The organism is Microbacterium alcoholitolerans (genome assembly GCF_050408615.1).
Taxonomy (GTDB): Bacteria; Actinomycetota; Actinomycetes; order Actinomycetales; family Microbacteriaceae; genus Microbacterium.
In genome coordinates, this window is sequence record NZ_JBNTKD010000001.1 from 1,138,499 (window position 1) to 1,151,822 (window position 13,324).

Here is a 13,324-nt window from a genome sequence, read left to right on the forward strand (position 1 = left end):
ATGGAGACCCTGCGCCACATCGTACTTCTCGTCCACCTGATCGGCTTCGCCGTGCTCTTCGGCGCCTGGGCTGTGCAGGCCTTCGGCGGCAAGCGTGAGATCACGCGCCTGATGCACATCGGCATCTCGATCGCCGCCGTCGCCGGTCTCGCCCTCGCAGCTCCGTGGGGGCTGCCCGAGGGCGTGGAGATGAACTACGCCAAGATCGGCACGAAGCTCATCATCCTGCTGGTCATCGGCGCGCTGCTCGGCATCGGTCAGGCGCGCCAGCGCAAGGCCGGGGCCGTCCCGCCGGCGCTGTTCTGGGGAATCGGCGTGCTGACCCTGGTGAACGCGGGCATCGCCGTCCTCTGGTGAGAGGCGCAGCCGAGCGCCTCCTGGTGTCGACGACCTCGAGCACACCGCCGATGCAGAACGGCACCCAGCGGGTCATTCGGCATACCGGGCCGTCACCCGCTGAGCCTCCCCGTCCAGGGTCATTTCCCCGCCGTAGGGCACGATCCATTGCGGTCGCGTGTGGCCGAAGGGCACGCCGACGCATACGACGGCCTCCGGGTTGTACCTGCTGACCTGCTCGATGACGACGTCGCGCTGCGCGGCGCGCAGAGCCGCCCTCTCTGCAGCCGACGGCATCACATCGAACGAGCTCACGACCGGCCGCGCGACGACCACGCCCGCGACGGCACCCAGCAGCCCGCGTTCGCCGTACGCCCGAAGCTGCTCCTCCACGACCTCTGCCGGTGACAGCCGCTCGCTCGTCTCCAGCAGCAGGATCCCACCGGCCAGGTCGCTGGTCGATGGCATCTGATCCGCCAGCGCGAGCTGCGCCATCACCTCGACGCATCCGCCCCACGTGCGTCCGGTGACGGTCTTGGCGGGCCCCGCCCACGTCCATTGCTCGGTCGGCTCCCGGTCGCCGAACTCGGTCAGCGCCTCGGGGCTCTCCCAGCGGCGCCCGAAGTCCTCGGACTCCCCCGGTTCGGTGAGCTCGATCTCGCCGCCGTCGAGCAGGGCCGCGCGCAGTGAGCGCAGCTGGATGTCGTCCACCGCGGGCCCGGGCCCGAGATGCACCTGGGTGGAGCCGCCGTAGTATCCGGCGATGCCGTGTCGCCAGAGCCAGTTCAGGATGTTCGTGTTGTCGCTGTGCCCGATGAACGGCTTGGGATCGGCCTGCGTGAGCGCGGGGTCGAGGTGGCGGGTGACGAGGATCTGATCGTCTCCGCCGATGGTCGCCAGGATGCCGCGGATGCCCGGGTCGGCGAAGGCCGCGTTGACGTCGGCGGCGCGCGCTTCGGCGCTGGCATCGAGAACGCGGGTCGTCGGATACTCGACGGGCACGAGCCCGGTCAGCTTCGCGAACCGCCGCATCGCCTGATCATGCAGCTCCGGTGCCACGGCGGGCGCTGCGAAGGCGGGCGAGAGGATCGCGATGCGGTCACCGGGCCGGGCTTTCGGGGGAATCAGCATCCGTCCATCCTGGCATTCGCACGTCCCGCGACCGCTCCGACGTCAACCGACATTGACATCGGAGTCGTGTCAACCTATGCTGACACGCATGAATCGCCATACCGCACTCGCGACCGACCCGGCGGGCGAGCCGCTCGCCGAGTTGCACCACCTCGCCGGCATCCGCCGCGAACTCGCCCGCGCGGAGGAGACCCAGGTGCGCCGGGCGCGACTGGCCGGATACTCCTGGCAGGCGATCGCATCCGCACTCGGCGTAACCAGACAGGCCGCACATAAGAAGTACGGCAGACAATAGAAGCACCCCCTCCGCAGCAACTCCTCAAGATCGAGGTCTCCATGTCTCGCACGGCGCCAGCACGCCGACGCGGACGCCGTGCGCAGCAGGACGGCCCGCGCGCCACGTTCCGCCAGCTCCTCCCCTTCCTCTTCGAGCACAAGAAGGTGCTCGCCGCCGTCGCAGTGCTCAGCATCGTGGGCGCTGCGGCATCGCTCGTGCAGCCGCTGCTGGTGGGGCAGGTCATCGACCGCGTGCAGAAGAACGAAGCCCTCGGCATGCTGGTATGGGTCCTGATCGGCTTCGTGATCATCGCCTCAGTCATCTCGGGTTACCAGCACTACCTGCTGCAGCGCACCGGCACGGCCGTCGTGTACTCCAGCCGGCGCAAGCTCATCGCGCGCATCCTGCATCTGCCGATCAGCGAGTTCGACGCCCGCCGCACCGGCGACCTCGTCTCGCGCGTCGGCACCGACACCACCCTGCTGTACGCGGTGCTGACGCAGGGCCTGGCGGATGCCGTCGGCAGCGCCATTCTCTTCATCGGCGCCCTCATCGCGATGCTCATCATCGATCCGCTGCTGCTGGTGCTCATCGTCGTGGTCATCGGCGTCTCGGTCGTCGTGGTCGTCGCGCTCAGCGGTCGGATCCGCACGGCATCCGCTGCGCAGCAGCAGAAGGTCGGCGAACTGGCATCCGGCATCGAGCGCGGCATCTCGTCGATCCGCACCGTCCGCGCCTCGGGCGCCACCGAGCGCGAGACCGCCGCCGTCGAGGGTCTGGCGGGAGAGGCCTACGGACTGGGCGTCCGCATCGCCAGGATCTCGTCGATGGTCGTGCCGATCGCCGGCATCGCCCTGCAGCTGTCGCTGCTGGTGGTGCTCGGCGTGGGCGGCTTCCGCGTGGCATCCGGGGCCCTCACCATCGCCTCGCTGGTGACGTTCATCATGTTCCTGTTCATGCTGGTGATGCCGCTGGGGCAGGCGTTCGGCGCGATCACGTCCGTCAACCAGGCGCTCGGCGCTCTGGGCCGGATCCAGGAGGTCCTGGACCTGCCGACCGAGACCGCGAACGACGAATCGGATGCCATGACCACAGCCGCTCCGGTCGTCGGGGCGCCCGCGATCGAATTCCGCGATGTGCGATTCCGCTATCCCGACAACGTCATCGCGGCACGCGAGGCCGCCGCCAGGGAGGCGCAGACGCTGCTCGTCGATGCTCACTTGGAGCGCGTCTCCGACGAGGTGGTGGCGGACGTCGACCGCGACGTGCTGAAGGGCGTCTCGTTCTCGGTGCCGCGCGGCTCGCGTGTGGCGCTGGTCGGCCCCAGCGGTGCCGGAAAGAGCACCATCCTTGCGCTGATCGAGCGCTTCTACGACCCGACGGGCGGATCGATCCGTCTCGCGGGTCACGATGTGCGCGCCTATCCGCGCGAGCAGCTGCGCGGGCAGTTCGGGTATGTCGAGCAGGATGCCCCGACCCTCGCCGGAACGCTGGCCGAGAATCTGCGTCTCGCCGCTCCGGATGCCACGGACGACGCCTGCGAGCAGGTGCTGCGCTCGGTGAACCTCGGCGACGTGCTCGAGCGGAGCCCGCTGGGTCTTGAGGCCCCCGTCGGCGAGGACGGCGTCATGCTCTCGGGCGGCGAGCGTCAGCGGCTCGCGATCGCCAGGGCGCTGCTCACCGAGGCGCCGATCCTGCTGCTGGACGAGTCGACCTCGTCGCTCGACGGAGTCAACGAGCAGCGCATGCGCGAGGCCATCGATGCCGCGGCCGAAGACCGCACGCTGCTGGTGATCGCGCACCGGCTGTCGACCGTGGTCGACAGCGACGTGATCGTCGTGCTGGAGGACGGCATGGTCGTCGGCCACGGCACGCACGACGAGCTCGTGGAGTCGACGCCGCTGTACCGCGATCTGGCGCGGCACCAGCTGCTGACGCCCTGAGTCCCTGTCGTCCGCCGACACCCCTACGTGTCGCCGAGACCCCGTCGTACGGACGTCCGTACGACGGGGTCTCGGCGATTGCTGGGGGTGTCGGCAAGTACGCGACGGAGGGACACCAGAGACCACTCAGCCATGGGTCGTCTCCAGCATCCCGCCGTCGCGGGTCTGTCACGCCGCCAGGCGCGGCCGCGCCGCGTCAGCGCGCCGCGTTCAGGCGGTAGCGCAGCGCCTCGAGCTCGCTGCGCAGCGCGGGCGGCAGGCTGTCGCCGAAGATCGCGTAGAACTCCTCGGTCGAGTCGGCCTCCGCCGTCCAGGCATCCACATCGACGTCGAACAGCTCATCGAGGTCGGCATCCGTGATCTCGAGGCCCTCGAGGTTGAGGTCCTCGCGACGCGGCAGGCGGCCGATCGGGCTGTCGACGGCGTCGACCTCGCCCGAGATCCGGCGGACGATCCAGTCGATGACGCGCGAATTGTCGCCGAATCCGGGCCACAGGAACCGGCCGTCCTCACCACGGCGGAACCAGTTCACCTGGAAGATGCGCGGAGCGCGGTCGAAGCGCAGGGTGCGGCCGACCTTCAGCCAGTGCGCGAAGTAGTCGCCCATGTTGTAGCCGCAGAAGGGCAGCATGGCGAACGGGTCGCGGCGCAGTTCGCCGACCTTGCCCTCGGCCGCGGCTGTGCGCTCCGACGAGATCGTCGAGCCGAGGAAGACGCCGTGCGTCCAGTCGGTCGCCTCCACGACCAGCGGCACGTTGCTGGCGCGACGACCGCCGAACAGGATGACGTCGAGCGGCACGCCCTCGGGCGCTTCCCAGTCCTCGGAGATCTGCGGGCACTGCGCGGCCGACACGGTGAAGCGCGAGTTCGGGTGTGCGGCCGGGCGACCGGAGTCGGGCGTCCACGCGTTGCCCTCCCAGTCGATGAGGTTCGCCGGCGGGGTGTCGGTGAGCCCCTCCCACCACACATCGCCATCGGGGCGCAGCGCGACATTCGTGAAGATCGTATTGCCCCACAGCGTCTCGACGGCGGTGACATTGGTCGACTCGCCCGTGCCTGGCGCGACGCCGAAGAAACCCGCCTCGGGGTTCATCGCGTACATCCGGCCGTCCTCACCGGGGCGGATCCAGACGATGTCGTCACCGAGCGTCTCGACGGTCCAGCCGGGGATGGTCGGCCGCAGCATGGCGAGGTTCGTCTTGCCGCACGCCGACGGGAAGGCCGCAGTGATGTGGTGCGCCTTGCCCTGTGGGTCGGTGACGCGGATGAGCAGCATGTGCTCGGCGAGCCAGCCCTCGTCACGGGCGATCACCGAGGCGATGCGCAGCGCGAAGCACTTCTTGGCGAGGATCGCGTTTCCGCCGTAGCCCGAGCCGTACGAGTACACCTCGAGCGTCTCGGGGAAGTGCACGATGTACTTCTCGTCGTTGCACGGCCATTCCACGTCGGACTGGCCGGGCTCCAGGGGCGCTCCCACCGAGTGCACCGTCTTGACCCACGGCGCGCCTTCGGCGATGCGGCGGGTGACCGCGTCGCCGACGCGGGTCATGATGCCGATGGATGCCACCGCGTAGGCGCTGTCGGTGACCTGCACTCCGATGTGCGAGAGCTTTCCGCCGATCGGGCCCATCGAGAACGGCACGACGTACATCGTGCGGCCGCGCATGGACCCCTCGAACAGGCCGTCGAGCTTCTCGCGCATCGCCGCCGGCTCGGTCCAGTTGTTCGTCGGGCCGGCGTCGCGCTCATGCTCGGATGCGATGAAGGTGCGTCCTTCGGTGCGTGCGACGTCACTCGGGTGCGAGCGTGCCAGGTACGAGCCGGGCCGCCATTCGGGGTTGAGCTTGATGAGCTTGCCCTCGTCGACGAGGGTGCGAAGCATCGCGTCGTTCTCTGCACGCGAGCCCTCGACCCAGTGGATGCGGTCGGGCTTGGTCAGCGCGGCGATGCCGTCGACCCACTCGCGCAGCTCCGCCATGGCGGGAGTGTTGTACGCGGGTGCCGCCCCGAAGCTGCGCAGGGGTGCGACGGAGGGGATGCGCGGTGCGTACGTCTCAGCGAGTGCCATGGCTGCTCCTTTGAAGAGGGATGCTGTGAATCAATCTTCCGTGAGATTCTCGCTCAATTTCGGGAGCGATCAGCTGAAAGAATCTCCAATCTTTCCACTATGCTCAAGGAATGGCCGCAAGTGGACTCGAACTCAGCACCCTCGGACACCGCATCCGACACCACCGCACCTCGCGGGGTTTCACCCTCGACGAACTCGGCGCCCGTGTCGGGATCGCCGGATCGCAGCTCAGCCTCATCGAGAACGGCAAGCGCGAGCCGAAGCTGTCGCTGCTGCAGGCGATCGCCGAGGCCTGCACGACCGACGTCGCCGATCTCATCTCCGGTGAGCCGCCGAACCGCCGGGCGGCGCTGGAGATCGAGCTCGATCGAGTGCAGGCGAGCCCGGTGTTCCGCCAGCTCGGCATCGCGCCGGTGCGGGTGACGAAGGGCATCAGCGACGAGACGATCGAAGCGGTGCTCGGGCTGCACCACGAGCTGCACCGCCGCGAGAGCGAGGCCATCGCGACGCCCGAGGAGGCGCGCCGCGCCAACACGGAGATGCGACTGACGATGCGGGCGAAGGGCAACTACCTGCCCGAGATCGAGGCGCTGGCCGAGAAGCAGCTCAAGGCGGCGGGGCACGTCTCCGGCGCGCTGACGCACCGCACCGTCAGCCTCATGGCCGACAAGCTCGGATTCGAGCTCATCTACGTCGATGACCTGCCTCACTCGACGCGCTCCATCACCGATTTGGAGAACGGCCGGATCTACCTGCCACCGGCATCCATCCCCGGCGGCCACGGCCTGCGCTCGATGGCGCTGCAGGCGATGGCGCACCGGCTGCTCGGTCACACTCCCCCGACCGACTACGCGGACTTCCTGCAGCAGCGCCTCGAGATCAACTACTTCGCCGCGTGCTGCCTGATCCCGGAGACCGCGGGCGTCGCCTTCCTGCAGCAGGCGAAGAAGGACCGCAACCTCGCCGTCGAGGACTTCCGCGACGCGTTCGGAGTCACGCACGAAGCCGCCGGCATGCGCATGACCAACCTGATGACGCACCACCTCGACATGCGCCTGCACTTCCTGCGCGTCGACGAGAACGGCGCCATCACCCGCGTCTACGAGAACGACGACCTGCCGCTGCCGATGGATGTGACCGGGGCTGTGGAGGGCCAACCCGCCTGCCGCAAGTTCTCGGCACGTCGGGCCTTCGAGCAGCGCAACCGCACGACGGAGCACTACCAGTACACCGACACCCCGTCCGGCACGTTCTGGTGCGCGACGCAGACCGGCTCCGCCAGCGACGGCGGCTTCTCGATCACCGTCGGCGTGCCCTTCGACGACGCCCGCTGGTGGCGCGGACGCGAGACGCAGCACCGCGCGCAGTCGACATGTCCCGACGAGACGTGCTGCCGCCGCGCATCGGCGACCATCAGCCAGCGCTGGGAGGGCCGAGCGTGGCCGAGCGCTCGCGTGCACACGCACATGTTCCGCCCGCTGCCGCGCGGCGCGTTCCCCGGCGTCGACGACAGCGAAGTGTATGCGTTCCTCGACCGGCACGCGGCCGAGTGAACGCGACGGTCACCGAGAACAGGCCCGTTCGCCGGGACAGGCCGTTCTGCGCGAAATCAGCCTGCATCGGGTAACGAGCCTGTTCCGGTTGACGAAGTGGCAGGTCACAGCCTCGACCTCCCGCATCAGCCGTCGACGAATCGCGCGAAGCGCGCCAGAGCGGATGCCACGGGCGCCGTCGTCGCGCGGCCGTCGAACAGCTGCGGAAGCTCGTGCCGCGTAGCTGCGGCGTGCGACCAGGTGCCGCTCACACGCCCGTATTCGACGATCGTGGGCCGCACCATCCCGTTCTTGCCCGGGCCGACAGCATCCAGGTGGCCCGGATGGCACACGGTCGTGCGGTCGGCGTACGAGATGTAGTACTCGTCGAACGCCGGCAGCGCGAAGGCCGCCGACTCTTCGACCGTGCGCCGGGGTGCGCGCAGGGCGGCGTACACGCCGGCATCCGTCTCGCGCACGCGGCCCTGCGCCCGCTCAGCGGCCTCACGTGCCGCGGTGAGCGTGAGGCCTGACCACCACGCGAAATCGCGCACTCCCGCCGAACCGTGCCCCTCGATGTACCGTGCGAACAGCTCGGCCAGCGGGTCATCGGGCTGTGCGGACTCGCTCACCCACTCGGAGACTGCGACGAAGCGCTGCTCGCGCGCGATGCCATCCGCCGACACGACCGGGCCCTGACAGATCAGACCGTCGATCGTGAGAGTGAAGAGCAGGTGGATGCCGCGCTGTCCCGACGGATCGATGCCGACGCTCTCGAATCGGGCGAAGGCCTCGGCACGCGTGCATCCGCCATCGGAGAGCGCAGGACGCAGCGCGCTGGTCGCGGCCGCGACCATCTCGTCGTCGATGCCCAGATCGCGGTGCCTGCCTGCGGCCTGCTGCCGCTGACGCGGCGCCGTGACCGAGAGCACCCAGCCCAGATCGCGTGCCGGGATGATGTGCAGCGTGCCGCGCATCGTCCAGGCACGCACGAGGTCGCCGCGCGCGAAGGCGGCATCGACGTCGGCGAGGGTCGGCGCACCGCGGGTGCGCACGCCCAGCGCCCAGCGCCCGGCGATGAAGTCCTGCGCCTGCACGGCGAGCATGTGTGCCGCAGCATCCGACACCGACCGCGCGGGCGCGGTGAGGCGGTGCGATCGAAGGCGGTGCGATCGAAGGCGGTGACTGCGCAGCTCGCTCATCGTCCCATCATGCCGGTGGCCGCCCGGCACGCGAACGCCCGACTCGCGAACTTCCGACCCGGCCGACCGGCGCTCAGCCCCGCAGCGTCACCTCGCGGCGCACCGGAAGCACCACCGGGTGGGCCCCGGCCATGACCTCGAGCACCCGCACCACCTGGCACGAGTATCCGTACTCGTTGTCGTACCAGACGTACAGCACCACGTCGCGGTCGTTCGCGATGGTGGCCAGGCCGTCGACGATGCCGGCGCGGTGCGAGCCGACGAAGTCGGTGGAGACGACCTCGGGGCTCTCGATGTAGTCGATCTGCTGACGCAGCTTCGAGTGCAGCGACACGCGGCGCAGGTAGTCGTTGAGCTCTTCCTTCGTGGCTGGGTTCTCAAGAGTGAGATGCAGCACGGCGAGCGACACGTCGGGCGTGGGCACGCGGATCGCCGATCCGGTGAGCTTGCCGGCGAGCTCGGGCAGAGCGCGCGCGACGGCCTTGGCTGCACCGGTCTCGGTGATCACCATGTTGAGCACGGCGCTGCGGCCGCGGCGGTCGCCCTTGTGGAAGTTGTCGATGAGGTTCTGGTCGTTCGTGAAGGAGTGCACGGTCTCGACGTGCCCGCGCACGATGCCGTACGCCTCGTCCATCGCCTTCAGCACGGGCGTGATGGCGTTGGTGGTGCACGATGCCGCGGAGACGATGCGGTCGTCGTCCGTGATCGTGGAGTCGTTGATGCCGTGCACGATGTTCTTCAGCTCGCCCTTGCCCGGCGCCGTGAGCAGCACGCGCGCCGCGCCCTTCGCCTGCAGGTGCCGGCTGAGCCCTTCTTCATCGCGCCAGCGGCCCGTGTTGTCGACGACGATCGCGTCGCGGATGCCGTGTGCGGTGTAGTCGACGGTGGCCGGGTCGTCGGAGTAGATGACCTGGATGCGGTTGCCGTTGGCGATGATCTGCGAGTTCTGCTCGTCGACGTCGACGGAGCCCTCGAACCGGCCGTGCACCGAGTCGCGCAGCAGCAGCGACGCGCGCTTGACGAGGTCGTTCTCCGCACCGCGGCGCACCACGATCGCACGCAGGCGCAGCCCGCTGCCGCCGCCGGTGTGGGCGATGAGGATGCGGGCGAGCAGCCGCCCGATGCGCCCGAAGCCGTACAGCACCACGTCGACGGGCTCTGCGAGCTCGGCGCCCAGCGCGGGGGCGAGCGCCTCGCGCAGGAACTCCTCGAGGTCGCGGCCGCTGGCGGCGTGCTCTTCGATGAGCCGCGCGACGTCGAGCGACGACGCCCCGGGCTGGATCTCGCACAGCGCCTCGAGCACGGCGAGGGTGTCTTCGAGTTCGAGCCGGCCGTGACCGAGTGCGGCGACGCGCTCGTGCACCTCGAGGATGCCAGCGGTCGACAGCCCGAGCAGGCGGTGCCCGTGCAGCGACGTGACGACGTCGCGGGTGCGGTTCAGCCTGCCGATGAGCGGGATCATCCGCTCGGCGAGTTCTTCTTCTGCCTGCCATTCGTCGCGATGCGTCGCGATGTCGTACATGTGCGTCCTTGCGGGTGCGGGCGCGCCGATGGGGGTGTCGACGCGGGCGGAGTGCGGGCGGATGTGCCCGAATAAAGGGTACGTCGACGGCGGGAGCCGACCCCGGCGAATCCAGGTGTCAAGATCGGTGCTTTGCGCTGATGGTGTTAACTTCGGCGATTCGGATGCCCGAATATCGCGATGACTTAGAGTCTTCGCATGGCCGACGCGCTCTTCCCCCATCGCACCGAACGGCTGGCGCTGCGCTTTCACGAACCGCGTGACCACGACGATCTGCTTCGGGTGTATCGCCGCGAGGATGTGGCTCGGTACCTGCTCGAAGAGCCGTGGACACGTGAGCAGACCACCGAGCGCCTCGCGAAGCGCATCACACGGCGCACGCTGTTCGACGAGCCGCACTCGCTGTCGCTGATCATCGAAGACGCGCAGGGGCGCTATGCCGGCGACCTGGCTCTATGGCTCACCGATGTCGAGCATCGGCAGGCCGAGATCGGCTGGGTGCTCGATCCCGCGCACGCCGGCCGCGGTTACGCGACCGAGGCCGCGTCGGCGCTGCTGAGGCTCGCGTTCACGCGGCTCGACGTGCACCGCGTCGCGGCAGAGATGGACGCCCGCAATGACGCCAGCGCTGCGCTCGCCCGTCGGCTGGGCTTCCGCCTCGAGGGACACATGATCGAAGACCTCTACTGCAAGGGCGAATACACCGACACGTTCGTGTTCGGCATGCTCGCGCGCGATCTGCCCCAGACGTAGGCTCGGCCTATGCCCGAGCTGCACGACCTCTCCGCGATCGAACAGCTCGCGGCGCTGCGGCGTCGTGAGATCTCCCCCGTGCAGGTCGTCGGTCACTACCTGACGCGCATCTCGCGCCTCGACGGCCGCGTCGGCGCGTTCGTCGAGATCACGGCGGATGCCGCGATGGCCAGTGCAGAGCATCTGACCCGCAGCGGCCCGGATGGCGCACTGTGGGGATTGCCCTTCGCCGACAAGGATCTCGTCCCGCGCGCGGGTGTGCCCACTCGATTCGGCTCGCGCCTGCACCGCGATTTCGTGCCTGATGCCACCGCCGATGCCGCCGCGGTGCTCGACGAGGCCGGCGCAATCAGCCTCGGCAAGACCGCGACCCCCGAATTCGGGCTCACCGGCTACACCGAGACGCTGATCGGCCCGCCGACGCGTGACCCGTGGAACCCCGAGAACGGTGCCGGCGGCTCCAGCGGGGGCGCCGCAGCGGCGGTGGCGGCGGGTCTGCTGCCGCTGGCACCGGCATCCGACGGCGGCGGTTCGATCCGCATCCCTGCGGCGACGGTCGGCGTCGTCGGCATCAAGCCCTCGCGCGGCCGCGTGCCGTACGCCTCGGGCCTGGACAGCCCCGGGGGCCTTCCGGTGGCAGGTCCGATCGCGCGCACCGTCTCCGATGCGGCGCTGCTGCTGGATGTGCAGACCGGCGGCCGCGCCTATCCGTATGCCACCGGCGCACCGGGCGGCGGGCCGTTCCTCGATGCGGCGAACCGGCCCGCGCCCTTCGCGCATATCGGCGTGACGACCGTGTCCCCCTGGGATGACGCCGACGACATCGAGCTCGACGCCGATGCGGCACGCGCCGTGGAGGTCGCGGCCGCGCTGCTGTCGGACGCCGGGCATGGCGTCGACGCATTCGGCTGGCGGCCACGGGGCTATGCCGAGATGTTCACCACGATCTGGCGCACGAGCGCCGCCCGCATGGCGCTGACCGATGCCGAGCTGCAACTCGTCGAGCCGATCACCGCGTGGCTGATCCAGGAGGGTCGCGCGCTCAGCGGCGCTCAGGTGCTGGAGGCGCTCGCCGCGGCATCCGTCTTCGAGCGCGCGACGATCACCGCCTTCGCTCCGTACGACGCCGTGCTCACCCCGGCGCTCGCGCTTCCGCCGCAGCCGGTCGGGTGGTTCGATCGGGAGGACGCGGCGCGCAACTTCTCGCAGCAGGTGCGCTACGCGCCGTACAGCAGCTTCGTGAATGTGGCGGGGCTGCCGGCCCTGGTGCTGCCGGTGACGGTCGACGATTCCGGCCATCCGGTGAGCGTGCAGCTGATCGGCAGACCGGGCGGCGAGGCGACGCTCATCGCCCTCGCTGCGGGGCTGGAGAAGCAGGCGGGGCGGATGCCGAGACCTGCCATCTGGGACCTCTGAAACGTCCTACCCTGGGGTGATGACCACCACGCTGCTCGCCCGCGCCGTTCTGCTCGACATGGACGGCACCCTCGTCGACTCGACGGCCGTGGTGGAGCGGCTCTGGCTCGAGTGGGCGAAGCCGCATGGCCTGGACCCCGACTTCGTGCTCGAGGTCGTGCACGGCCGTCAGGGGCACCAGAGCATGGCCATCATGCTGCCCGAGCGCGATCACGCGATCAACCTCATCGAGAACCAGCAGATGCTCGAGCGCGAGACCGGCGACGTCGAGGGCGTCATCGCGATCGGCGGGGCGCAGCGCCTGCTCGACGCGCTCCAGCAGCATCCGCACGCGATCGTGACCTCGGCCGACGTCGCGCTGATGACCGCCCGAATGGATGCCGCGGGACTGTCGATCCCGGAGCTGCGGGTCACCGCGGAAAGCGTGTCGGCGTCCAAACCGCATCCGGAGGGATTCCTCAAGGCCGCGTCTCTGCTGGGCATCGACCCGGCGGACTGCATCGTCTTCGAAGATTCCGAAGCGGGCATACAGGCCGGGCTCGCCGCCGGAATGACCGTGATCGGCGTCGGCTCTGCTGCGGCGGGGCACGGCCCGACACACGCGGTAGCCGATCTGACTCACGTGACGATCACCGAGAGTCCCGGCGGATTCACACTGGAGATCACCGAGGACTGACCGCCCTGGCGATCGCGCTCAATCGCGGGTGAAATCCTCGAAGATCAGCGTGGTGCGCGTCGAGCGGATCGACGGGATCGCCTGGATGTCCTCCAGCACGATGCGCCGCAGATCGCGGGCATCCGTCGCCCGTACGAGCAGGATGACGTCAAAATCGCCGCCGACGAGTGCCATGTGCTCGACCTCGCGGATCGCGCGAAGACGTGCCTGCACGTCCTGCCAGGTCGCCTGCTCGATGGCGAGCATCACGTAGGCCGAGGCGTGGTGGCCGAGCTGCACCGGGTCGGTGCGCACGGTGTAGCCGGTGATGACGCCGGCGTCGGTGAGCCGCTTGATCCGGGCGTGTGCACCGGCGCGCGAGATGTGCACCGCCTCGGCGATAGCCGTCATCGAGGCCCGCGCGTCGCGACGCAGCTCGGCCAGGATCGCATGATCCGTGGCATCCATGTCGCTCATGCGATCCCCTTC

The 13,324-nt window shown here is 69.4% G+C and carries 12 protein-coding genes; 7 read left to right on the forward strand and 5 right to left on the reverse strand.

Annotation, left to right across the window (positions count from 1 at the left end; translation table 11 throughout):
- Entirely contained in the window at positions 1-357 is a 357-nt protein-coding gene (locus ACQUSX_RS05505; protein WP_428905953.1) for a Fe-S protein, read from the forward strand.
- A gap of 72 nt (positions 358-429) precedes the next feature.
- On the opposite strand, the gene ACQUSX_RS05510 is transcribed toward ACQUSX_RS05505, so the two are convergent.
- Positions 430-1,467: a S66 family peptidase gene (locus ACQUSX_RS05510; protein WP_428905954.1), complete on the reverse strand. Its 1,038-nt coding sequence runs from the start codon at positions 1,465-1,467 to the stop codon at positions 430-432.
- Positions 1,468-1,555: 88 nt separating this feature from the next.
- Here ACQUSX_RS05510 and ACQUSX_RS05515 point away from each other — a divergent pair, with 88 nt between their 5' ends.
- Entirely contained in the window at positions 1,556-1,762 is a 207-nt protein-coding gene (locus ACQUSX_RS05515; RefSeq protein ID WP_428905955.1) for an AsnC family protein, read from the forward strand.
- Between the two features lie 41 nt (positions 1,763-1,803).
- Complete coding sequence (locus ACQUSX_RS05520; protein ID WP_428905956.1) at positions 1,804-3,687, forward strand: ABC transporter ATP-binding protein; 1,884 nt, start codon at positions 1,804-1,806, stop codon at positions 3,685-3,687.
- A 196-nt stretch (positions 3,688-3,883) separates the two neighbouring features.
- Here the strand turns inward: ACQUSX_RS05520 and ACQUSX_RS05525 are convergent, their stop codons facing one another.
- Entirely contained in the window at positions 3,884-5,755 is a 1,872-nt protein-coding gene (locus ACQUSX_RS05525; protein ID WP_428905957.1) for a phosphoenolpyruvate carboxykinase (GTP), read from the reverse strand.
- A gap of 110 nt (positions 5,756-5,865) precedes the next feature.
- On the opposite strand from ACQUSX_RS05525, the gene ACQUSX_RS05530 reads away from it, so the two are divergent.
- Complete coding sequence (locus ACQUSX_RS05530) at positions 5,866-7,308, forward strand: helix-turn-helix domain-containing protein (protein WP_428905958.1); 1,443 nt, start codon at positions 5,866-5,868, stop codon at positions 7,306-7,308.
- Positions 7,309-7,433: 125 nt separating this feature from the next.
- Here the strand turns inward: ACQUSX_RS05530 and ACQUSX_RS05535 are convergent, their stop codons facing one another.
- Together ACQUSX_RS05535 and ACQUSX_RS05540 are read right to left on the reverse strand one after the other, a co-directional pair.
- Positions 7,434-8,489 (reverse strand): winged helix DNA-binding domain-containing protein, encoded by a 1,056-nt coding sequence (locus ACQUSX_RS05535; RefSeq protein ID WP_428905959.1) that lies wholly within the window; start codon positions 8,487-8,489, stop codon positions 7,434-7,436.
- Positions 8,490-8,562: 73 nt separating this feature from the next.
- The gene (locus tag ACQUSX_RS05540) at positions 8,563-10,011 is read right to left on the reverse strand and encodes a glyceraldehyde-3-phosphate dehydrogenase (protein WP_428905960.1); all 1,449 of its coding nucleotides are present in this window, start codon (positions 10,009-10,011) and stop codon (positions 8,563-8,565) included.
- A gap of 198 nt (positions 10,012-10,209) precedes the next feature.
- On the opposite strand from ACQUSX_RS05540, the gene ACQUSX_RS05545 reads away from it, so the two are divergent.
- Genes ACQUSX_RS05545 through ACQUSX_RS05555 form a run of 3 tightly spaced genes read left to right on the forward strand, consistent with a single transcriptional unit; the run spans position 10,210 to position 12,856 of the window.
- Complete coding sequence (locus tag ACQUSX_RS05545) at positions 10,210-10,764, forward strand: GNAT family N-acetyltransferase (RefSeq protein WP_428905961.1); 555 nt, start codon at positions 10,210-10,212, stop codon at positions 10,762-10,764.
- Positions 10,765-10,773: 9 nt separating this feature from the next.
- Entirely contained in the window at positions 10,774-12,180 is a 1,407-nt protein-coding gene (locus ACQUSX_RS05550) for an amidase (protein WP_428905962.1), read from the forward strand.
- A gap of 19 nt (positions 12,181-12,199) precedes the next feature.
- Positions 12,200-12,856, forward strand: coding sequence for an HAD-IA family hydrolase (locus ACQUSX_RS05555; protein ID WP_428905963.1), 657 nt, complete (start codon positions 12,200-12,202; stop codon positions 12,854-12,856).
- An 18-nt stretch (positions 12,857-12,874) separates the two neighbouring features.
- On the opposite strand, the gene ACQUSX_RS05560 is transcribed toward ACQUSX_RS05555, so the two are convergent.
- A complete protein-coding gene (locus ACQUSX_RS05560; protein WP_428905964.1) occupies positions 12,875-13,312 on the reverse strand; it encodes an Lrp/AsnC family transcriptional regulator in 438 nt (145 codons plus the stop codon).
- Between the last annotated feature and the right edge of the window lie 12 nt (positions 13,313-13,324).

Bases quoted from the DNA above. Each gene is read 5' to 3' on its own strand.
- ACQUSX_RS05555 (WP_428905963.1), top strand. From the start codon at position 12,200: ATGACCACCACGCTGCTCGCCCGCGCCGTTCTGCTCGACATGGACGGC.
- ACQUSX_RS05525 (WP_428905957.1), bottom strand. From the start codon at position 5,755: ATGGCACTCGCTGAGACGTACGCACCGCGCATCCCCTCCGTCGCACCC.
- ACQUSX_RS05530 (WP_428905958.1), top strand. From the start codon at position 5,866: ATGGCCGCAAGTGGACTCGAACTCAGCACCCTCGGACACCGCATCCGA.
- ACQUSX_RS05515 (WP_428905955.1), top strand. From the start codon at position 1,556: ATGAATCGCCATACCGCACTCGCGACCGACCCGGCGGGCGAGCCGCTC.
- ACQUSX_RS05550 (WP_428905962.1), top strand. From the start codon at position 10,774: ATGCCCGAGCTGCACGACCTCTCCGCGATCGAACAGCTCGCGGCGCTG.
- ACQUSX_RS05540 (WP_428905960.1), bottom strand. From the start codon at position 10,011: ATGTACGACATCGCGACGCATCGCGACGAATGGCAGGCAGAAGAAGAA.
- ACQUSX_RS05560 (WP_428905964.1), bottom strand. From the start codon at position 13,312: ATGAGCGACATGGATGCCACGGATCATGCGATCCTGGCCGAGCTGCGT.
- ACQUSX_RS05505 (WP_428905953.1), top strand. From the start codon at position 1: ATGGAGACCCTGCGCCACATCGTACTTCTCGTCCACCTGATCGGCTTC.
- ACQUSX_RS05545 (WP_428905961.1), top strand. From the start codon at position 10,210: ATGGCCGACGCGCTCTTCCCCCATCGCACCGAACGGCTGGCGCTGCGC.
- ACQUSX_RS05520 (WP_428905956.1), top strand. From the start codon at position 1,804: ATGTCTCGCACGGCGCCAGCACGCCGACGCGGACGCCGTGCGCAGCAG.
- ACQUSX_RS05535 (WP_428905959.1), bottom strand. From the start codon at position 8,489: ATGAGCGAGCTGCGCAGTCACCGCCTTCGATCGCACCGCCTTCGATCG.
- ACQUSX_RS05510 (WP_428905954.1), bottom strand. From the start codon at position 1,467: ATGCTGATTCCCCCGAAAGCCCGGCCCGGTGACCGCATCGCGATCCTC.